The sequence below is a fragment of the Achromobacter spanius genome (genome assembly GCF_003994415.1).
Classification (GTDB): Bacteria; Pseudomonadota; Gammaproteobacteria; order Burkholderiales; family Burkholderiaceae_B; genus Achromobacter; species Achromobacter spanius_C.
On sequence record NZ_CP034689.1, the window covers coordinates 151,151 to 170,480 of the forward strand.

A 19,330-nucleotide genomic window follows, 5' to 3' on the forward strand; every position below is an offset into this window, starting at 1 on the left:
TCAGCGCAGCTTGGGGTTGAGCGCGTCGCGCAGCCAGTCGCCCAGCAGGTTGACCGACAGCACCAGCGCTACCAGCGCAATGCCGGGGAAAATGGAAATCCACCACATGCCCGAAAACAGATAGCTGTTGCCGATGCGGATCAGCGTGCCCAGCGATGGCGCGGTGGGCGGCACGCCCACGCCCAGGAACGACAGCGTGGCCTCGGTGATGATGGCGATGGCCAAATGGATGGTGGCGATGACCAGCACCGGCCCCATGACGTTGGGCAGGATGTGGCGGCGCAGGATGGTGATGGGGCCAATGCCGATCAGCTTGGCCGCCTGCACGTATTCCTTGTTGCGTTCGACCAGCGTGGAGCCGCGCACGGTGCGTGCGTACTGCACCCAGCCTGAAATGCCGATGGCGAAGATCAGCACGTACAGGGCAAGTTGGTCGTGCATGTCGCGCGGCAATACGCCGCGCGCAACGCCGTCGATCAGCAGCGCCACCAGGATGGCGGGAAACGACAGTTGCACGTCCGCGATACGCATGATGAAGCTGTCGATGCGGCCGCCGGCGTAGCCGCTGATGAGGCCGAGCGTGACGCCCAGCACCATCGAGAACAACACCGACGCAAAGCCCACCAGCAAGGACACGCGCGACCCGTACAGCACGGCGGAAAGTATGTCGCGGCCCTGGTCGTCGGTGCCCAGCAGGAAGTCGGGGCTGCCGCCCTCTTCCCAGGCGGGCGGCGTGTTGGCATCCATGATGCTCAAGGAAGCCAGGTCGAAGGGGTTGTGCGGCGCGACGATGGGCGCGAACAAGGCGCCCAGCAGAATGGCCAGCGTGACGATCGCGGCGATGATGGCGCCGGGCGAACGCTTGAAGCTGTGCCAGATGTCGCTGTCGGCCGCGCGGGCAAACATGGGAGCGATGCGAGCAATCATGTTGATTCCTTTACTTGCTCTGCACGCGCAGACGTGGGTCCACGGCGAAGTACAGCAGGTCGACGACCAGGTTGATGACCACGAACATGAAGGCGATCAGCACCAGGTACGCCGCCATGACGGGAATGTCGACCATGCTGATTGCCTGGATGAACAAGAGGCCCATGCCGGGCCACTGGAACACGGTTTCGGTGATGATGGCGAACGCGATGATGGAACCCAGTTGCAGGCCCGTGATGGTGATGACGGGCACCATCGTGTTCTTCAGCGCGTGGCGGAAATTGATCAGCCGTTCCGGCAGGCCGCGGGCGCGCGCGAACTTGATGAAGTCGGCGCGCAGCACTTCCAGCATTTCGGCGCGCACCAGCCGCATGATCAAGGTCATCTGGAACAGCGCCAGCGTGATGGCGGGCATGATCAGCGCCAGCCATCCGGATTTGGTCAGGAACCCCGTAGTCCACCACCCCAGGCTGACCACGTCGCCGCGTCCGAAGCTGGGTAGCCATCGAAGCTGCACGCCGAAAACCAGGATAAGCAGGATGCCGATCAGGAAAGTGGGCAGCGAGATACCCGCCAAGGACAGCGCCATGAAGGCCTTGGACAGGACGCCGTGGCGCCGCAGCGCGGTGTAGATGCCCATGGGAATGCCCAGCGCCAGGGCCATCACGGCAGACACGAACGACAGTTCCAGCGTGGCGGGCATGCGCTCTTCAAGCAGCTCGCTGACGGGCCGGCGCTGCCGGTACGAGATGCCGAAGTCGCCCTGCACCGCGTTGCCGACGAAGCGCGCGAACTGCACAACGAAGGGGTCGTCCAGGCCGAGGCGTTCGCGCAGTTCCGCGCGTTGTTCAGGCGTGGTGTCCTGGCCGACCATGCTGGCGATGGGGTCGCCTACGTAGCGGAACATGGAGAACGCGATCAGCGCCACCGTCAACATCACCAGCACCGACTGGATAAGCCGTTGCGCAATAAAGGAAAGCATTATCAGGTGCCCTCGTTTGCGGATAACGCCGGGCCGCGCTTGCTGGGTAAAGCCGCAAGCGGGGCTGGGCCGGGCGCGCCCGGATGGCTTGCGCCATCCGGGGCTGAGGTCGTCAAAGAATTACGACAAGAGGAGTTACGGCAACACCACGTCGCGCAGATCAAGCACGTCGTCGGCGCGCTGGATGACCTTGATGTTGTCCTTCACACCCCAGGACATCGGCTGCTGGTGCAAGGGCAGATAGCCGAAGTCCTTGCGCACGATCTCGAAGGCTTCCGTGATCATGGCGTTGCGCTTGGCCTGGTCGGTTTCGACGCCGACCTTGTTGGTCAGGTCGTCCACCTTCTTGTTGCAGTAGCCGCCCAGGTTGAACTGGCCGGCGGCCGTCTTCGCATCGCGGCAGGCCGCCAGGTTCAGCAGCACGTTGTGCGCATCGGTGGAGCTGGGCGTCCAGCCCAGCATGTACATGCTGGTCTGGTTGCCGGCTTGCAGCAGGATCTTGCCGAAGTACTTGGACTTGGTCTGCGCCAGCAGGTTGATCTTGATGCCCACGCGCGCCAGCATGCCGGCGACCGCCTGGCAGATCTTTTCGTCGTTGACGTAGCGGTCGTTCGGGCAGTCCATCGTGACGGTGAAGCCCTTCGGATAGCCGGCTTCGGCCAGGAGCTTCTTGGCGCGTTCGGGGTCGGGCTTGAACGGCGCGCCGTAGGAGTCCGAGTAGCCGTTGATGGCGGTGGCCACCAGCGAACCCAGCGGCTTGGCCGCGCCGCGCATGATTTTTTCGTTGATGGCCTTGGTGTCCACGGCCAGCACGACGGCTTCGCGCACCTTGGCGTCCTTGAACGGGTTCTTGCCCTTGACGTCCGAGAACAGCAGTTCGTCGCGGTGCTGATCCATGCCGATGAAGATGGCGCGCGCTTCGGGCGCGGTCAGCGGCTTCACGCCCTTGGCGTCTTCCAGGCGCTTCCAGTCTTGCACCGGCACCGGTTGCACCAGGTCCATTTCACCGGAGATCAGCGCGGCCACGCGCGTGGCTTCCTGCGTGATCGGCTGGAAGATGACCTCGTCGACGTTGGTCTTGATGTTCTTGTTCCAGTAGCCGTCATAGCGCTTGAGCACCGTCTTCACATCCGGCTGGCGCGAGACCAGCATGAAGGGGCCGGTGCCGTTGGCGTTCAGGTTGGCGTAATTGCCCTGGTTGTCACCCTTGACGTTGGTGGCTTCGGTGGTGTTGTTCTTCTCTGCCCACGTCTTGCTCATGATGTACAGGAACACCCATTCGCGCGGCAGGATGGGGTTGGGCGTGGGGGTCGTGACTTCAATGGTGAAGTCGTCGATCTTCTTGATGTCGGAAGCCTTGGCGCCGTAGCCCTTCATGTCGGACCCGGGGGTCAGGCTGCGCTTCCACGAGAAGATGACGTCGTCGGCGGTGAACGGCGAGCCGTCATGGAACTTGACGCCTTTGCGCAGCTTGAACACCCACTTGGTGGGCTCCGGGTTTTCCCAGCTTTCGGCCAGCAGGGGCGTCAATTTCAAGTCGCCGTCATAGCCGGCCAGGGTTTCGTAGATGTTGCCCTGGAATCCCAGCGTGAACGTTTCGTTCAAGGCCATCGGGTCCATCGACGTGGCGTCGCCTTGATACGCCCAGTGGAAAGTCTTGGCGGCTGCGCCGGCGCTGAACGCCAGCGATGCCGCAATGGTGGCCGCCAGCGCAGCTTGCTTCAGGTGGGGAAAAGTACGCATAGCCCTCATGCTCCGTGTGGTGCGCGGATAGCGCGACAGAAGTGACAGAGCCCCGGCCCCAACGGGGTCCAGGGCATGGCGTTGCTGCTTACTGCGAAAGATGGTGCGGGGTTGAGCGGCGCGCGGCGCGAACTGCGCACAGGCCGTGGAGGGCGATGCCGGGCATCACTGCAGAGGACTTCGACTTCACGATAGATCCAACCCCTTTTGATTGTCATGGCCGGGACGAGCCCGCGCCAATGCAGATCGAATCTTATAGACCCATTCGTTTAAGCGTCAATCGGTTTGGATTGGGGTTAGCCCGCGCTTGCCGTCTGCCTTGAATGGTGCAGGTTGGCGGCGGTTCAGGCGGTGGCGGCGGGGCCGCTGGCAAGGGTTCGCGCCAAGTCCTGGACGATGCGTTTGCGGCGGTCGCTGTCTTCATGGTGCTTGCCCAATGCCGACCATTCCGGACGGCTGCGTGCTTCTTTCAGCGCGTCGGGCAAGGGGCCTTTCTGCCAGGTTTCGTCATCTGGCAAGGCAAGCTTCAAGGGTTCACGCGCCGCGTGGCCGCGGCGTTCCAGCGCGTCGATCAATTGGCGTTGGCGCAAGGCCAGCAAGCGCAGCACGGCATCATCGACACTGATCTCGCGCCAACCGCGCAGCTTGCCCGCGACACGCTTGCCCAGTTTTTCCACGCCCTGCCACAAGCCGCCCGCCGCGGCGCCGATCAGCATTCCGGTGCCCAGGCTCAGGCCCGCGCTAAGCAAGTCCACCGCCGCGCCGGCCATGGCGCCGGCGGCAGCGCCCATGCCCACTTGCACGCCCATGTCCTTGAGTGCTTGCGGATGAAAGAGGTCCATGCCCCAGCGTTCGCCTTGCAGCGGCAGCGCGTCGTCGCTGAAGTCGGACGCGCGGAAGTTGTACAGCGCCAGCAAGGCGTTCACGCAGGCTTGCTCGCGTTGGCGCACATGATCGCGCAACTGTTGGGACGCAGCGGTCAGCGCCTTGTCATCGTTGGGGCTGGTGAGATGCAGCGCCGCGACGTCGATAAGCAGATCGGCCAGTAGTTCGTAGGCGGCGGCGTGGCGTTCGCGGCGTTGTGCGGACAGGCTGTCGGCCAGGCGTGCCAGTGCGTCGGCGTGGCGGTCCAGCAGTACGCCCAGCTTGGCATAGAGCTGCTGTTCGCCATCCAGCGGTGGCGCCACGGTGTCGAATTCCACCACCGCATGCAGGCCCAGCCGCGCCATGGCGCCGCGCCATTCGTCGGCGCGGTGCGCGGGCGCGTTCACGAAATTCAACACGGGCAGCAGGGGGCGGCCGCAGGCGGCAAGAATGGCGAGTTCGTCGCGATGCTTGCCCAGCACGGGGTCGCGCGCGTCGATCACGTACAGCGCCGCGTCGCACTCCAGCATTTTTGCCAGCACGCGGGCTTCTTGTTCGAAACGGCCATGCGCTTCGGGCGTGTCCAGAAAGCGGCGGATGCGCGCGGGGCCGTCCAGCCGTTCGTCAGTGCTGCCCAGCCGGTCCAGGTATTCCAGCAGCGCAATGCTGTCTTCCATACCCGGCGTGTCGAACCATTCCAGCACCGCGCGCCCGTCCAGGCGCAGGCGCGCGCCTTCCACGTGGCGCGTGGTGCCGGGGCTGTCGGCAACTTCGCCAAAGCCGGTGTCGCGCGTCAAGGTGCGCAACAGCGAGGTCTTGCCGGTATTGGTGTGGCCGACCAGGGCGATCTTGATGATGTCCTCAGCCATGGGCGGGCTCCAGCCACGTGAGTGGCAGCGTGGGCGTCTGCAGGATGGCGTCGGCGGGCAAACCCAGCGCCAGCAAGCGTTCGCGCCACAGCGCGGCGCGCGTCGCCATGCCGTCTTCGGCAGAGGCGATCAGCCAGACGCCGGTGTGGCCCGCATGGGCGGAGAGTTCGGCGATCAGCGACAAGCTGCCGCGGTCTGGCGTTTGGCGCGCGTCGCAGGCGATCAGCAAGCGCGACGCCGCGGCCTGGGCCAAGGCGTCCAGCACGCGGTTGCGCTCTTCGCGCGTGTCCAGGTTGCCGGCCATCTGCACGCTGGCGGGCAGGCCGGCGGGTGGCCAGGCCAGGTCGGCGGGCAGTTCCAGCCCCAGCAGCACGGGCTGCCCCGCCAGATCGGAAAGGGATGCGGCCGGCATGCGCGGCTGGTGCAGCGCGTCGACCGGGCGGTCGATGCCGGTGGATTGCGCGGGCGGCTCCAGGCGGTCGCGCAGCGGCGAGAAGCCGGCTAGCGTGGGGTCGATGCGCAAGCGGCGCAACGCCCGCAACGTGGCGCTGATGCACAAGGCCCCGGCCAGCAGGCGCGGCAAGATGCCGTAGACCACCAGCACGCCGATCAGCCACCACGACCATTGCACCTGTGCTTCGGCGGCCAGCGTTTGCGCGCCGTCGCTGGCCCGGATGACGGCGGCATCCGGCATCGGAAAGCCCAGGTGCGCCGGCAGCCAGCCTATGGCCTGGGTCAGCCAGACAAAGGTATCGGGCGCGAGCAGCGTGGTGGCCCAGACGAAGCGGTAGCTGGCGGTGGACAAGGCCACCAGCAAGGCCGCCAGCGCGGCGCACAGCGCGGTGAGCCACAGCAGGTGGCTGACCGCGCCAAAGAGCCAGCGCAAGGCGCCCGCGCGGGCCAGCAGGTTCAGAAAGGCTTGCGGCACCAGCGCGCTGTCGGGGCCGCGCGCCAGCTTGCGGGTGGCCCATAGCCACAGCCGCCCCAGTCCGGTCGCGGCCGAGGGTTTGAGCAGAAAACTGCCCAGCCACAGCAGGAAGGTCAGTGCGTGCAGACCCAGCAAGGCGCCCAGCGCCCACAGCACGTTCACGGGTCGGGAGCCATCGCCCAGCGCGCCCAGGGCCACGGCAATGCCGGACATCAGGGCCAGCACGAACAGGGCCGCCAGCATGGCCCGGGCGCTGCGCCGCCAGCCGTCCACAAGCGGGGCAAGGTTTTCGCGTTGCGCCAGCAAGTCGGCGCGGGCCAGGATGCGCGAGGGCAGATCGGTGTCGAGTTGGCGCACGCGCCGGACCGCGTCCGCATCGTCCATCGGACCCCAATGCGTTTCACGCAGACGGATCAGTTCGGCCAGCCAATGCGCGCGCAAGGGGCGCGGGGTGGCGGGGCCAGGCGGGGAGGAAAAAGCGCGAGAGGTCGAGGACGGCATCGCGTCGGTAGGCAGCGCGGTCGAACCGCAACGTAAGGCCGCAAAGGGCGATGCGCCATTGTAGACCCGGCGGATTCGCGGACGGAGGCGGACAGCGGAGCCGGAAGGCGGGCCACGCGTCTGGCCACAGGTCGGCCACACCGCGAAAGCGGACACTGGCCGCGATCAGTGCTGGCGGTGCGCGTTGCGGTATTGGCCCGGGGTAAGGCCGACGGCCTCGCGGAACACGCGCGACAGGTGGCTGGCGTTGCCAAAGCCGCTGGCCTGCGCAATGCCGGCCAGGTCCCCCTTGCCCGCCGCCAGCAGCCCGCGCGCATGCGCCAGGCGCCGTGCGCGCACCCAGGCATGCGGCGGTTCGCCGAACGAGGTGTGGAACATGCGGGCGAAATGGTAGGTGGACAAGGCCGCCACGCCCGCCAGTTGGTCCAGCGTCAAGGACTCGTGCAGGTGTGCGTCCACATAGTCCATGACGCGGCGGCGCACGGCGGGCGCCAGCCCCCCGCGCGCGGGTTGCGGCGTCTTGCGCGCCACGCCCTGTTGCAGCAAATGGTGCAGCACCGTTTCCGCCGCACTGCTGGCGGCCAGGCGGTCGGCGGGTTGCGCCCAATCGGTGCCCAGCAGTTGCCGGCAAACGTCGATCAGCGAGGGGTCTTGAATGTAGGTGCGGTCGCGCAGTTCCAGCGCGCGGGGCTCGCAGTCCAGGCGCATGACGGCTTCGCGGGCCAGCCGTTCGGGGGCGATGTACAGGTGCAGGAAATGAACCGTGTCGTTCATGCACCAGCGCGAATAATGTTCGGCCGGCAGCACGCAGAATTTTCCGGCGCCGCCATGCAGCGTGTCGCGGCCCACGCGGAACGACTTGTCGCCGCCGTGCAGGTAGAGCGACAGCGTGTGATGGCCGGGCGTGTCGTAGCCCAGCGTTTCGTGCGCGCTGCGCCGCCATTGCGATATCGCCATTCCTTCGCTCAGGGGCGACGCGCGTTCCAGCGTGGCGGTGGAACGCGACAGGGTGCGGAAGACGGAGAAGTCGGCCGGGGCCGAAGCAGCGGTGCCCATAGTGGCGAAATGCTAAGCGATCTTTCGCGCGCCGGGCTGGCGGTGCATGCAAAAACCGCAAGATCCGGCAATCGCCCTGAAGGGCGGCGGCGCACACTGGGGGTCAGGCGGGCGGCCTGCCATGGCGGCCTCGTGACCCTTTTTTTGCGCATCGTATCGTGAACCTCTTTCTGTATTTCCTGACTGTCGTCATCTGGGGCACCACCTGGATCGCCATCAAGCTGCAACTGGGTGTCGTGGCCATTCCCATATCGATCTTTTATCGCTTCGCGCTGGCGGGCTTGGTGTTGTTCGCCGTGCTGCGCTTGACCCGCAAGCTGCAAAAACTGGACCGGCGCGGGCACTGGCTCTGTGTGGGCCAGGGGCTGTGTCTCTTTTGCTTGAATTTCCTGTGCTTCTACACGGCCACGCAATGGATACCCAGCGGCCTGGTGTCGGTGGTGTTTTCGGCCGCGACGCTGTGGAACGCGCTGAATGCCCGCCTGTGGTTCGGCACCCGGATCGCGCCGCGCGTGATGGTGGCCGGGGCCATCGGCTTTTCGGGCTTGGTGCTGTTGTTCTGGCCCGAGCTTGCCAGCCAGCAGGCCAGCCATGAAACCTTGCTGGGACTGGGCTTTGCCCTGCTGGGCACGTTCTGCTTTTCCACCGGCAACATGCTGTCGTCCTTGCAGCAGCGCGCGGGCGTGCGGCCCCTGACCGGCAATGCCTACAGCATGCTTTACGGTGCGGCGATCTTGCTGGCGGGTTGTCTCGTGGCCGGCTTGCCGTTTCAGTTCGACACGTCCACCCCGTATGTCGGCGCCCTGCTGTATCTGGCGATCCCGGGGTCGGTGATTGCGTTTACGGCGTACTTGACGCTGGTCGGGCGCATGGGGCCGGCGCGTGCCGCCTACTGCACGGTGCTGTTTCCGGTGGTGGCGCTGGGTGTGTCGACGGTGGCCGAAGGCTACCAGTGGACGCCGCCCGCGCTGGCGGGCCTGGTGCTGGTGATGAGCGGCAACCTGTTGGTGTTTTCCAAGTGGTCGCCGTTTGTACGGCGGGTGGCGGGGTAGGCCGCGATCACGCGGGAGTCGATCGCGCCAGGCGGCCCAGCGCATCCAGCAGGCGGTCGATCTCGTCGTCGTGGGTCAGGGGGCTGACCGACACCCGCGCAATCTGCGACAGGCCGCGCGCCTGCATGTCCAGCGGCGTGTAGGGCACGCCATTGCTGCCGATCGTGATGCCGCCCGCCGCCAGCGCGCGTTGTACGTCGGGGGCGTTCCAGCCTTCCAGATTGAACGCGATCAGGCCGGATTTTTCACGACCCTGATCCAGCACGGTAATGCCGGAGATGGCCGCGAGTTCGGCTCGCAACTTCTGCGCGGTGGCGTCCACGGTAGCGCGGATGGAATCCATCCCAAGTTCCAGCGCCTCTTGCAAGGCATGGGCCAGGCCGCAGCGCAGGGCCATCGAGGCTTCGGCGCACTCCAGCCTGGCGGCGTCCGCCCGCAGCATGGGGCGGCCGTCCGCGCCCAGGGGAGCGGAGTGGGTGTCGACGAAGGCAGGCGTCAACTGGTCCAGGAAGCCGCGCCGCACATACAGCAGGCCGGTGCCGCGCGGGCCGCGCAGCGCCTTTCGGCCCACGCTGCTGAGCACGTCGCAGCCGATGTCGGCAACATCAACCGGTAACTGGCCGACTGCCTGCGCCGCATCCACAAAATAGGGAATGCCAGCCTTGCGCGCGACGCGGCCGATGGCGGCCGCTGGGTTGATCAGGCCACCGTTGGCCGGTAGCCACGTCAGCGTGATCAGACGCACGCGTTCGTCCAGCATGGCGGCTAGCGCGTCGGCATCCACGCAGCCGCTGGCATCCGACGGAATGGTTTCCAGCACGGCGCCCGCGCGCTCGGCGCTATAGCGCATGGTGGCCAGGTTGCCGCCCCATTCATGGCGCCCGACCAGGATGCGGTCGCCCGGCCGCCACGGCGCAAGCGCCGCGAAGGCCGCGCCCCAGCCGGCAGAGTTGCCACTGGTCAGGGCAATTTCATCCGGTTGCGCGTTCAGCAGTTGGGCGGCCAGCGTGCGGGCGCTTTCCGTCAACGCGCGCGAGGCCACGCCGGCTTCCATCGGCCCTTGGGTGGCCTCGCGATGCAGATGTGCCTGGATGGCTTGCACGGTGCCGGACGAAGGCAACGAGGAACCGGCGTGATTGAAGTGGACGCTGGTTTGCGTGCCCGGTGTCTGCGCGCGCAAGGCCTGGAGGGTGGCGGGACTGAGGGGGGCGGACATGGTGGCTCAGGCTGAGGTCAGAGCGATGACAGCTTCGATTTCCACCGCCACGCCCTGCGGCAAGGATGCCACGCCGACGGCGCTGCGCGCATGGCGGCCGGCGTCACCGAACACTTCAACCATCAGGTCGGAGGCGCCGTTGGCGATGGCGCTCTGGCGGTTGAAGTCGGGCGTGCTGGCCACGAAGACGCCCAGGCGCACCACGCGCGCCACGCGGTCCAGGCGGTCGCCGGTGGCGGCGGCGATCTGCGCCAGCAATCCCAGCGCGGACAGGCGGGCTGCTTCCACGCCGTCGGCATCCGAGATCTGGTTGCCCAACTGGCCCAGGTACTGCGGCTTGCCGCCCTTGCGTGAGATCTGCCCCGAGATGGTGAGCAGGTTGCCTTCCAGCACAAAGGGCACATAGTTGGCGGCGGGCGCGGCGGCGGCTTCCAGGGTGTAGCCCAGTTCACTGACGCGGCCGGAAATCGTTTGAGTCATGGTGGATCACCTGTGAATAAGTAGTGGGTGCATTTGGTGCATTTGGTGCGCGGGGCGCACGCGGGTGCACGCAGGCAAGTGTTGATGCTATCGGCCGCGCCGCTGCCTGACCAATCAATTCTTGCCTTGAACGCATGAGTGAAACTAATGCGTAGCGGCGTTGTCCGGGCCGTCTGCCCGCGCTGCCTCGGCCAGCCAGTCGCGCAAGGCCAGTGCGGCGGGCGGCAGCGCGCCGCGTGGCGACACGAACCACCAGCCGATGCGAGGGTCTTGCAGGACGGCGTTGGGCAATGCCTGCACCAGCGCGCCACTGGCCAGATGCGGGGCAATCAGCCGGTGCCGGCCCATGGCAAGCCCCTGCCCGGCCAAGGCGGCTTCGACCACGATGTTGTAGTCATGCAGCCGCACCGTCTGGGCGCGGCCCAAGTCCATGCCGAAGCGTCGCGCCCAGGCATCCCATTCAAACGGTTGCCTGGCGTGCGAGGTCAACAGGGGATGGCGCAGCAGATCGTCCGGGGTGCGGGCACGCTTGCGTCCGGATACAAGGGCCGGCGCGCACACCACCGACAGCGATTCCGTCATCAGCAGCCGTGAGCTCACGCCAGGCCATGCGCCGCGACCATAGCGTATGGCCACGTCCACCTCGCCGCCCGCCACGTCGGCCAGCCCGATGTCGGGCTGCAATTGCAGGGCGATGCCGGGGTGCGCGGCGGCAAACGCGGGCAGTCGCGGCGCCAGCCAACGCGTGGCGAACGAGGCCAGCAAGCCGATCTTCAGCGTGACGCCCGCGGCGGCGGGCGCGCGGATCTGCTCGGTGCCCTGGCGCAGCAGTTCGAATGCCGCGTGCACCTGTTCGAAATAGGCCTGCCCGGCGGGCGTCAGCGCTACCGCGCGCGTGCGGCGTTCAAAGAGCGCAACGCCCAGTTCGCCTTCCAGCCGCTGGATGTGGTGGCTGATGGCGCTTTGCGTAACGAAGAGCTCCTGCGCGGCCAGCGAAAAGCTAAGGCGCCGCGCGGCCGCTTCAAAAGCGCGCAGGGATACCAGGGCGGGCAGGGATCGCGTGGAACGCATGGGGAAGGCGGTGGTGTCGCTCGGTGTGTTGCTCGGTGACTTCGCGCGGTGACGTGGATACGGATGTGCGTCATGCTACGCGTTTCGAAACCCGGGAAGCAAAGCGCGGGTGAAAAACGCTTGTGCAAGCACCAATGCAAAAAGCCCGCAAACAAGTTGCGGGCTTTTTTAGGGGTACTGCTAGCGGTGCGGCTTTTACATGCACTGCTGAATTCTTGGCTCCCCGAGCTGGGCTCGAACCAGCGACCTGCGGATTAACAGTCCGTCGCTCTACCGACTGAGCTATCGGGGAACAGGTAGAGGGGCCGAATTATGCACAAAAAATAAGAAGAATGCAAAGCGGCCCGGAAATTCTGTTCAAGCGTGCTGGATCGCGTGGGCCGTGCGGAAGAGTTGCGGCACGATATCGCGCAGCAAGCGGTCGCTGGGGTAATCATGGCGTGGCGCGCTGACGCTGATGGCCGCCAGCGGCACATCGCGCGCATCGCGCAACAGCACGGCGGCGCCCACCTGGTTCTGCAATACCTGGTCTTCGGTCAGCGCATAACCGTCGTCGCGCGCCTGGCGGATCAGCGCCAGCAAGGCGTCGGGCTCAACCACCGTGCGCGGCGTGAAGGCGCGTGCAGGCGCGTTCAACAGCGCCTGGCGGATGACGTCGTCGTCATGCTGTGTCAGCAGCATGCGGCCGCCGCTGTTGCACCACGCGGGCATGCGCCGGCCCGGCAGCATTTCGGCCAGGGTCAGTTGGCGACTGGGCAGGCGCAGCAGATAGATCATGTCACTGCCCGCCAGCACGCTCATGTGTACGGCCAGGCCGCAGCGGTCACGCAGCGCAACCAGATGCGGCGCGGCCATGGACACCAGGCGGTCGTTGCGTAAAAAGAAATAGCCCAGCTCCACCACGCGCGGACCCAGCCGGTAGCGACGCGTGGCCGTGTCCTTGACCAGGTAGCCCAGGCGTTCCCACGTATGGACAAAGCGCTGCGCCGCGCTTTTCCCCAGCCCGGTCAGGGTGGCAATGTCAGTCAGGCCGAGTGAATCCGAGGCGTCGCGAAAGGCGTCCAGCACCCGCATGCCTTTTTCCAACGAAGCAACGAACAGGGCATCCTCCGCGTCGGGCGTGTCGGTGTTGGCAAGCGGCAGTTTGCGAGTCGTCATGATTGGGAAGCCGAGGGGGCGCAAGGCGCTGTTGGCAAGGGGAGGATGAGGCGCGACGCCGTGGTCGGCGCTAGTTTCCCCGAATTGTCCGGGCGCCGGATACGCACTATAAAGTTGATTATTCAATACTTTGTATCGCATAGCAATACATTGGGGCCGTTGGATCGGCCTCCCCAATCTGCCCCAGAATCAACCCCCGGATGAACCCCGTTTTATGAGCACCCCTAGTTCCGTTTGCCACCTGAGCGCCGTGGCGATGCGCGCCGAGATCGCCGCCGGCCACCTCAGCGCCCGCGAGGTCACGGCCGCGCACCTGGCGCGGATCGACGCCTGCAACCCGCACATCAACGCCGTGGTGACCCTGGACGCCGAAGGCGCGATGGCCCACGCCGCCCTGGCCGATGAGCGCCAAGCGAATGGCCATCCGCTGGGTTTGCTGCATGGCCTGCCGATCGTGCACAAGGATTCGTTCCTGACTGCCGGCATGCGCACGACTTACGGCTCGCCGCTCTACCGCGACTTTGTGCCCGAACGCGACAGCCTGATCGTTACCCGCGAGCGCGCCGCTGGCGCCATCACGCTGGGCAAGAGCAACCTGCCGGAATTCGGCGCGGGCTCGCAAACCTTCAACACGGTCTTCGGCGCCACCCGCAACCCCTACGACCTGCGCATGACGGCGGGCGGCAGCAGCGGCGGCGCGGCGGCGGCATTGGCCGCGCGCATGGTGCCCCTGGCGGATGGCACCGACATGGGCGGCTCGCTGCGCAACCCGGCGTCGTTCTGCAACGTGGTGGGGCTGCGCCCCTCGCCCGGCCGCGTGCCGCAATGGCCAACGGCCAGCCCCTACAACGCGTTGACGGTTGCCGGCCCCATGGCGCGCACCGTGGCCGACGTAGCGCTGTTATTGGCCGCCACGGCGGGCCCCGACGCGCGTGACCCCCTGGCCATCGAACAAGACCCCGCACGCTTCCTGGACAGCCTGTCGCGCGATTTCAAGGGCGTGCGCATCGCCTACGCGCCCGACTGGGGCGGCTTGCCGGTGCAGCGCGCGGTAACGCAGGTGCTGGAGCGACAGTTGCCGGTCTTCAGGGACCTGGGCGCGCGGGTGGAGCCGGCCTGCCCGGATTTCACCGGCGCCAACGACGCCTTCCAAGCGCTGCGCGGCCAAGTCTTCGCGGTGGGCTACGAGGCCGCGCTGCGCGAGCATCGCCATCAACTGAAAGACACGGTCATCTGGAATATTGAACTGGGGCTGACGCAGTCCCCCGCCGCCGTCTTGCAGGCCGAGCGCGACCGCGCGGCGTTGTTCGCGCGCATGCACACGTTCATGCAGACCCACGAATTCCTGATCGGGCCGGTCAGCCAGGTGCTGCCCTTTCCGGTTGAAGACGAAACCGTCAGCCGTATCGAAGATACATCGATGCAGAACTACATCGACTGGATGCGTTCGGGCTATTACCTGTCCTTGACCGGCCATCCGGCCATTTCCGTGCCCTGTGGCTTCACCGATGAGGGCTTGCCGGTCGGCATCCAGATCGTTGGCCGCTATCGGCAGGAACACGCGCTGCTGCAATTGGCGCATGCGTTCGAGCTTGCCACGCAGCACTGGCGCCGCGCGCCTGTGCTGCCCGACTGATCATTCCAAACAACACAAGGGGAAATCCATGAAGAAAGCCGTTTCAAGCGCACTCGCCGTATGCGCCCTGGCCGCCACGCCGCTGCTGGCGTCGGCCGACACGTATCCGTCCAAGCCGATCACGATGGTGGTGCCGTTCCCGCCTGGCGGCTCCACCGACGTCATCGGCCGGCTGTTTGCCGCCAAGCTGGGCGAGCGCCTGGGCCAGACCGTTGTGATCGAGAACAAGCCGGGCGCCAACACCAGTATCGGCGCGGTGGCCGTGGCGCGCGCGGCGCCTGACGGCTACACCTTGCTGATCACGGGCGCGCCCACCTTCACGTCGAACCCGCTGCTCTATCCGAACCTGAACTACGACCCGGTCAAGAGCTACGAGTACGTCGCCGTGGCGGGCAGCACGCCGTTCGTGATCCTGACCAATCCGCAAACCGGTATCGGCACGGTGGCTGACATCACCAGCAAGTCACCCACGCAGGCGCTTAGCTTCGGGTCGTTCGGCAACGGCTCCACGCCCCATATCGCCGGCGAATCGCTGGCCCAACGCACCGGCGCCAAGCTGCTGCATGTGCCTTATCGCGGCAGCGCGCCCGCCATGACGGACCTGATCGGCAACCAGATCCCGCTGTCGATCGACACGCTGGTGGCGGGCCTGCCGCAGATCAAGGCGGGCAAGGTGCGCGCGGTGGCGTTGACCGGCGGCGAGCGCTCGCCCCTGGTGCCCGACGTGCCCACCGTGGCGGAAAGCGGCGTGGCGGGCTACGACTTTCAGACCTGGTTCGGCGTGGTCATGCCCAAAGGTACGCCCGAGCCCGTGGTGACCAAGATGTCCAAGGAAATCCAGGCCGTGATGGCCGAGCCCGACACGCGCGCCCGGTTGCAGGAACTGGGCTTTGACGCCACCTACCAAGACCCCGCCGCGTTCCGCGCCAAGGTGCAGCGCGAACTGGAGCGCAACGTGGCCATCATCAAGGCGGCGGGCATCAAGCCGGATTGATCGGCTGAATCGCCTGGCGCACACGCCGGAATTTGCCCATTCGTCCGGCAGTTCCGGCGTGACCGATGCGCGTCAGGCTGATCCCTTATCATGGCAACCAGAAGGCTCGCGACCTCTCTCGATTTTTCTGGATTCATCCATGTCTTCGTTCGACATTCAGTTGCTGCTCACCGCCCTGGTGAGCGTCTTGGTGCTGGTCGCCCTAATCGTTTCCCGCATACGCATGCATCCTCTGCTGGCGCTATTGATCGTGTCGATCGGCGTTGGCTTCGCCACGGGCATGGCGCCCACGGCCATCGTGAAAAACCTCACCGACGGCGCCGGCAAAACGCTGGGCGCGGTCGGCGTGGTCATCGCGCTTGGCGCCATGCTGGGCAAGATCCTGGCCGATTCGGGCACCACCGAGCGTCTGGCCAACGCCATCTTGCGGCGCACGTCCGTGCGCATGATTCCGTGGGCCATGACGCTGGTGGCGTTCGTCATCGGCATCCCCATGTTCTTCGAAGTGGGCCTGGTGGTGATGCTGCCGCTGATCTTCAGCGTGGCGCGCAAACTGGAAAGCCAGCAACGCTTCAAGGGGTCGGCCTACATCTACGTGGGCGTGCCGGTCATTGCCGCGCTGGCCGCCATGCACGGCATGGTGCCGCCGCATCCCGGCCCGCTCACCGCCATCGCCACCTTGAAGACCACGGTGGGCCCCACGATGATCTACGGCTTTCTTGCCGCCCTGCCCGCCATGGTGCTGGGTGGCCCGCTGTACGGCGCGTTTCTCACGCCGCGCATGACGACCCGCCCCGATGAAGCGCTGCTGGAACAATTCACCGCTACCCAGGAAAGCGATTCCGGTGCATCCCCACCCAGCGTCGGCCTGGGTGTCCTGGCGGCCTTGCTGCCCGCCCTGCTGATGTTGGTACACGCGCTGGCCGAGATGCTGCTGCCCAAGGATTCCAGCCTGATGCACGTGGCGGCTTTCCTGGGCAACCCGCTGGTCGCCATGCTGCTGGGCGTGTTGTTCGCCGCCGTGACGCTGGTGTTCATGCGCGGCGGCGACGCGGAAAAACTGCGCGACGGCCTGGGCAAAAGCCTGAAACCCATCGCCGGCATCATGTTGATCATCGCGGGCGGCGGCGCGTTCCAGCAGGTGCTGACCAGCGCCAAGGTGGGCGACGCCATCGTGCACCTGACGCATCAGTTCGCGTTTCCGCCGTTGATTCTGGGCTGGCTGATCGCCATGCTGCTATCGGTATCCACCGGTTCAGCCACCGTCGGCATCGTGGGAGCGGCGGGCCTGTTGGCGCCGTTGGCAGGATCAGACCCCACCTTGAACCTGCCGCTGCTGGCGCTGTCGATCGGCTGCGGCTCGCTGTTCTTCAACTACGCCAATCACGCCGGCTTCTGGATGGTGAAAGAGTCGTTCGGCATGACGATGGGCGAAGCCACCAAGACGATTTCGGTCGTGCAATCGATCGTGGCGGTAGCAGGCTTGATCATGGTGCTGCTGTTCAACATGCTGCCGGCGTTGGGTTGAGGGCGGCGGGGTGTGGCGGCGTTAGATTTGCCCAGTAAAAAAAGGAAGCCCACAGGGGATTCCTTTTCTGGCTTTACGCGGAAGCCGACGTCCGCAACGGCGAGGGCGGCCCGGCATCTTCCCGCGCACCCTGCCGAATGCCCGCGCTTCCGCTCGTGATCGCGCGCACCCCAAAGTCGGTAAGCGTCAGCTCATGAACTTTCATGACCGCACCCGGCTTCGAAATAAGCTTGGACTCTTTGACGAAAGTCTCGGCTTGTCGTTCGGTGATGGGCTTCATATCAATACCTTTTCGTGACAAAGTCGCTAATGGCCTTGGTACCAACGCCAACGATCTCCACAACGGTAATGCGAGGGCCGTTAAACAGAATTCCTCTTGGTTTTTTTTGCCAGAAGCGTTTTTGTTTGGCCCCCGGAAGGTGATTGGTATTCACGCCGCCGAGCCTTTTCAAACCAGGGAATAGGCATGAGTGTAGTCCGGGGCATGGCCGATGAGCAGCTCCCCTGCCTGGGCAACCTGGAAATCAGACGATTTCAGGGTCGCTGTAGGTTCGTTGAATGCCTACAATTTCTGCAAGAAAAAACCCGAGTCCTTGAACTGACCCCCAGAAGTTGGACGGTCAACTAAAGCCCGAAGGCCTGAGCTCGGTATTGCACCGGGCTCAGGCCTTTTAGCTTGAGCTTGATGCGGTTGTGATTGTAGTAATGGATGTACTGCCGGATGCCGGCCTGCAACTGCTCGATGCTCTCGAAGCGGTTGAGGTGGAAGAACTCTGCTTTGAGCGTGCCGAAGAAGCTTTCCATGGCGGCATTGTCCAGGCAGTTGCCCTTGCGTGACATGCTCTGCGTGACGGACCGGGCGGCCAGCATGCGCCGGTAGATGGGCTGCTGGTATTGCCAGCCCTGGTCGGAGTGCAGCACGGGGCGCTCCGTCGGCCGCAGCCGCGCCAGCGCCTTCTTCAGCATGCTGCCCACGAGCTTGAACACCGGCCGCAGAGCGGTCTCGTAGGCCACGATCTCGCCGTTGTACAGGTCCATCACCGGCGACAGGTACAGCTTCTCGCCACGCACGTTGAACTCGGTCACGTCGGTGACCCACTTCTCGTTCGGACGCTCGGCCTCGAAGCGACGCGCCAACACGTTGGCCGCCACATGATGCGACTGACCTCGGTATGACCGGTACTTCTTGGCGCGCACGAGCGACTTCAAGCCCAGCGCCTGCATCAGCTTCTGCACCGTCTTGTGATTCACCAGCTCACCTGCCTGGCGCAGCACCGCCGTGATCCGGCGGTAACCATAGCGGCCCTTGTGCTGCGCATAGACCGCGTCGATGCGCTGCTTGAGCTCGGCGTACGGGTCCACGGCGCCAAGCGCCTTCAGGTGGTAATAGAACGTGCTGCGCGACAGCTTGGCTGCTCTCAGCAATAGCGCCAGCGGATGACGATGCCTCAACCCTTGGACCATTTGCGCTTTTTCACCAGCGCTTCGGTCCGTTCCGCTTGGATCAAGGCATCGAGTTTTTTTAGGTAATCGAGCTCCGCTCGCAGGTACGCGTTCTCTTCGCGCAACTGCTTCTCTGTCATGTCCTTGGCTGTTGGCTCGGGTGGATACTTGTGTGGCATGGCGGGGCTATCTCGACGTCTGGGCGCCAATGCGCCCATTCCGCCCTCATCATACCCACGACGCCATTTGCCGATGGTCCCGGAATCGCCCAAGTTGTAAACCGCCACAGCCTGCCTGTCCGACAAGCCGTCCTGCTCGATGCGCTTCAACACCTCAAATTTGAATTGCGCCGAATACCGCTTGCGCGGCCTGACTAAACCAGCCCGTCCATGCAGTTGGTAGACAGCCACCCATCGCCGCAGCAACGCATAGTCCACGCCGACCTCCCGCGCCACTTCCGCATAACTATGCTGTTCAGACAGATACCGCCGGACAGCGTCCAGCTTGAACTGCTCGTCGTACTTTGCCATGCAAAAAACCCCCGAAGGATGGATCAAAGTCCAACTTTCGGGGGTCAGTTCACCTGGTGCGGGCTTTCATACTATCTTGCGATATTTTGAACTGCGGTTTTGTGCGGTGAAAGGAATCGTATTGTTGTTGGAGGCCGCGCCAATTCTGGAGAATAGAACTTAAAAATGAATGCTCACCCCAGGAGTACCCCCATATTCAGAAATCTGCGTGTATGTCATGCGCTGCCCGGGCGACCGAAGGGGGCTGGACACTAGGCCTTTTCGAGTAGCATCTATGCTTCGAACGGGCGCGCGTCTGCGCGATGATGAGTCGGGACAGCGGGTAAGGTCATAGCAAAAGCGTGGCAGGAAA

The 19,330-nt window shown here is 65.2% G+C and carries 16 protein-coding genes and 1 tRNA gene; 4 read left to right on the forward strand and 13 right to left on the reverse strand.

The features are described 5' to 3' along the window. From ELS24_RS00695 to ELS24_RS00720, 6 genes are all read right to left on the reverse strand, one after another. Entirely contained in the window at positions 1 to 927 is a 927-nt protein-coding gene (locus ELS24_RS00695; RefSeq protein ID WP_050448885.1) for an ABC transporter permease, read from the reverse strand. A 10-nt stretch (positions 928 to 937) separates the two neighbouring features. Continuing rightward, the gene (locus tag ELS24_RS00700) at positions 938 to 1,909 is read right to left on the reverse strand and encodes an ABC transporter permease (RefSeq protein ID WP_050448886.1); all 972 of its coding nucleotides are present in this window, start codon (positions 1,907 to 1,909) and stop codon (positions 938 to 940) included. Positions 1,910 to 2,044: 135 nt separating this feature from the next. Next, positions 2,045 to 3,652 carry an ABC transporter substrate-binding protein gene (locus ELS24_RS00705; protein WP_050448887.1) on the reverse strand — a complete coding sequence of 536 codons (1,608 nt, stop codon included), beginning with the start codon at positions 3,650 to 3,652 and terminating at the stop codon, positions 2,045 to 2,047. 344 nt (positions 3,653 to 3,996) lie between these two features. Beyond that, on the reverse strand, positions 3,997 to 5,385 hold the full coding sequence (locus ELS24_RS00710; RefSeq protein WP_127183116.1) for a GTPase/DUF3482 domain-containing protein: 1,389 nt from the start codon (positions 5,383 to 5,385) through the stop codon (positions 3,997 to 3,999). Continuing rightward, positions 5,378 to 6,814: a DUF2868 domain-containing protein gene (locus ELS24_RS00715; protein WP_127183117.1), complete on the reverse strand. Its 1,437-nt coding sequence runs from the start codon at positions 6,812 to 6,814 to the stop codon at positions 5,378 to 5,380. Before ELS24_RS00715 ends, ELS24_RS00710 begins: the two co-directional genes overlap by 8 nt. A gap of 165 nt (positions 6,815 to 6,979) precedes the next feature. Beyond that, on the reverse strand, positions 6,980 to 7,870 hold the full coding sequence (locus tag ELS24_RS00720; RefSeq protein WP_127183118.1) for a helix-turn-helix domain-containing protein: 891 nt from the start codon (positions 7,868 to 7,870) through the stop codon (positions 6,980 to 6,982). Positions 7,871 to 8,028: 158 nt separating this feature from the next. Between ELS24_RS00720 and ELS24_RS00725 the strand changes: the two genes are divergently transcribed. After that, positions 8,029 to 8,922, forward strand: coding sequence for a DMT family transporter (locus ELS24_RS00725; protein ID WP_127183119.1), 894 nt, complete (start codon positions 8,029 to 8,031; stop codon positions 8,920 to 8,922). A gap of 7 nt (positions 8,923 to 8,929) precedes the next feature. On the opposite strand, the gene ELS24_RS00730 is transcribed toward ELS24_RS00725, so the two are convergent. The 5 genes from ELS24_RS00730 to ELS24_RS00750 all read right to left on the reverse strand — a co-directional run bounded on the left by ELS24_RS00730 (position 8,930) and on the right by ELS24_RS00750 (position 12,847). Next, positions 8,930 to 10,138 (reverse strand): aminotransferase class V-fold PLP-dependent enzyme, encoded by a 1,209-nt coding sequence (locus tag ELS24_RS00730; protein ID WP_127183120.1) that lies wholly within the window; start codon positions 10,136 to 10,138, stop codon positions 8,930 to 8,932. A gap of 6 nt (positions 10,139 to 10,144) precedes the next feature. Further along, positions 10,145 to 10,618, reverse strand: a complete 474-nt coding sequence (locus tag ELS24_RS00735; protein WP_050448893.1) for a RidA family protein — start codon at positions 10,616 to 10,618, stop codon at positions 10,145 to 10,147. 144 nt (positions 10,619 to 10,762) lie between these two features. After that, positions 10,763 to 11,689, reverse strand: a complete 927-nt coding sequence (gene gcvA, locus ELS24_RS00740) for a transcriptional regulator GcvA (protein WP_127183121.1) — start codon at positions 11,687 to 11,689, stop codon at positions 10,763 to 10,765. Positions 11,690 to 11,905: 216 nt separating this feature from the next. Continuing rightward, positions 11,906 to 11,981, reverse strand: a tRNA-Asn gene (locus ELS24_RS00745). 65 nt (positions 11,982 to 12,046) lie between these two features. Further along, positions 12,047 to 12,847, reverse strand: a complete 801-nt coding sequence (locus ELS24_RS00750) for an IclR family transcriptional regulator (protein WP_127183122.1) — start codon at positions 12,845 to 12,847, stop codon at positions 12,047 to 12,049. 214 nt (positions 12,848 to 13,061) lie between these two features. Here ELS24_RS00750 and ELS24_RS00755 point away from each other — a divergent pair, with 214 nt between their 5' ends. The 3 genes from ELS24_RS00755 (at position 13,062) to ELS24_RS00765 (ending at position 17,005) form a co-directional block, all read left to right on the forward strand. Beyond that, positions 13,062 to 14,483 carry an amidase gene (locus tag ELS24_RS00755; RefSeq protein WP_127183123.1) on the forward strand — a complete coding sequence of 474 codons (1,422 nt, stop codon included), beginning with the start codon at positions 13,062 to 13,064 and terminating at the stop codon, positions 14,481 to 14,483. A 28-nt stretch (positions 14,484 to 14,511) separates the two neighbouring features. Next, complete coding sequence (locus tag ELS24_RS00760) at positions 14,512 to 15,477, forward strand: Bug family tripartite tricarboxylate transporter substrate binding protein (RefSeq protein WP_127183124.1); 966 nt, start codon at positions 14,512 to 14,514, stop codon at positions 15,475 to 15,477. Positions 15,478 to 15,616: 139 nt separating this feature from the next. Beyond that, entirely contained in the window at positions 15,617 to 17,005 is a 1,389-nt protein-coding gene (locus tag ELS24_RS00765) for a GntP family permease (protein WP_127183125.1), read from the forward strand. A 73-nt stretch (positions 17,006 to 17,078) separates the two neighbouring features. Here the strand turns inward: ELS24_RS00765 and ELS24_RS00770 are convergent, their stop codons facing one another. Both ELS24_RS00770 and ELS24_RS00775 read right to left on the reverse strand, forming a co-directional pair. Then, positions 17,079 to 17,285 carry a sulfatase gene (locus tag ELS24_RS00770; RefSeq protein ID WP_127183126.1) on the reverse strand — a complete coding sequence of 69 codons (207 nt, stop codon included), beginning with the start codon at positions 17,283 to 17,285 and terminating at the stop codon, positions 17,079 to 17,081. A gap of 344 nt (positions 17,286 to 17,629) precedes the next feature. Beyond that, a protein-coding gene (locus ELS24_RS00775; protein WP_428839675.1) for an IS3 family transposase occupies positions 17,630 to 18,978 on the reverse strand; the annotation gives its coding sequence in 2 pieces (ribosomal slippage) (positions 17,630 to 18,531 and positions 18,531 to 18,978; 1,350 coding nt in all). Positions 18,979 to 19,330 lie beyond the last annotated feature (352 nt).

Excerpts from the sequence above, each read along its gene's own strand:
- ELS24_RS00730 (WP_127183120.1), bottom strand. The coding sequence starts at position 10,138 with ATGTCCGCCCCCCTCAGTCCCGCCACCCTCCAGGCCTTGCGCGCGCAG.
- ELS24_RS00760 (WP_127183124.1), top strand. The coding sequence starts at position 14,512 with ATGAAGAAAGCCGTTTCAAGCGCACTCGCCGTATGCGCCCTGGCCGCC.
- ELS24_RS00710 (WP_127183116.1), bottom strand. The coding sequence starts at position 5,385 with ATGGCTGAGGACATCATCAAGATCGCCCTGGTCGGCCACACCAATACC.
- ELS24_RS00750 (WP_127183122.1), bottom strand. The coding sequence starts at position 12,847 with ATGACGACTCGCAAACTGCCGCTTGCCAACACCGACACGCCCGACGCG.
- ELS24_RS00765 (WP_127183125.1), top strand. The coding sequence starts at position 15,617 with ATGTCTTCGTTCGACATTCAGTTGCTGCTCACCGCCCTGGTGAGCGTC.
- ELS24_RS00695 (WP_050448885.1), bottom strand. The coding sequence starts at position 927 with ATGATTGCTCGCATCGCTCCCATGTTTGCCCGCGCGGCCGACAGCGAC.
- ELS24_RS00715 (WP_127183117.1), bottom strand. The coding sequence starts at position 6,814 with ATGCCGTCCTCGACCTCTCGCGCTTTTTCCTCCCCGCCTGGCCCCGCC.
- ELS24_RS00770 (WP_127183126.1), bottom strand. The coding sequence starts at position 17,285 with ATGAAGCCCATCACCGAACGACAAGCCGAGACTTTCGTCAAAGAGTCC.
- ELS24_RS00735 (WP_050448893.1), bottom strand. The coding sequence starts at position 10,618 with ATGACTCAAACGATTTCCGGCCGCGTCAGTGAACTGGGCTACACCCTG.
- ELS24_RS00705 (WP_050448887.1), bottom strand. The coding sequence starts at position 3,652 with ATGCGTACTTTTCCCCACCTGAAGCAAGCTGCGCTGGCGGCCACCATT.
- ELS24_RS00720 (WP_127183118.1), bottom strand. The coding sequence starts at position 7,870 with ATGGGCACCGCTGCTTCGGCCCCGGCCGACTTCTCCGTCTTCCGCACC.
- ELS24_RS00755 (WP_127183123.1), top strand. The coding sequence starts at position 13,062 with ATGAGCACCCCTAGTTCCGTTTGCCACCTGAGCGCCGTGGCGATGCGC.
- ELS24_RS00700 (WP_050448886.1), bottom strand. The coding sequence starts at position 1,909 with ATGCTTTCCTTTATTGCGCAACGGCTTATCCAGTCGGTGCTGGTGATG.
- gcvA (WP_127183121.1), bottom strand. The coding sequence starts at position 11,689 with ATGCGTTCCACGCGATCCCTGCCCGCCCTGGTATCCCTGCGCGCTTTT.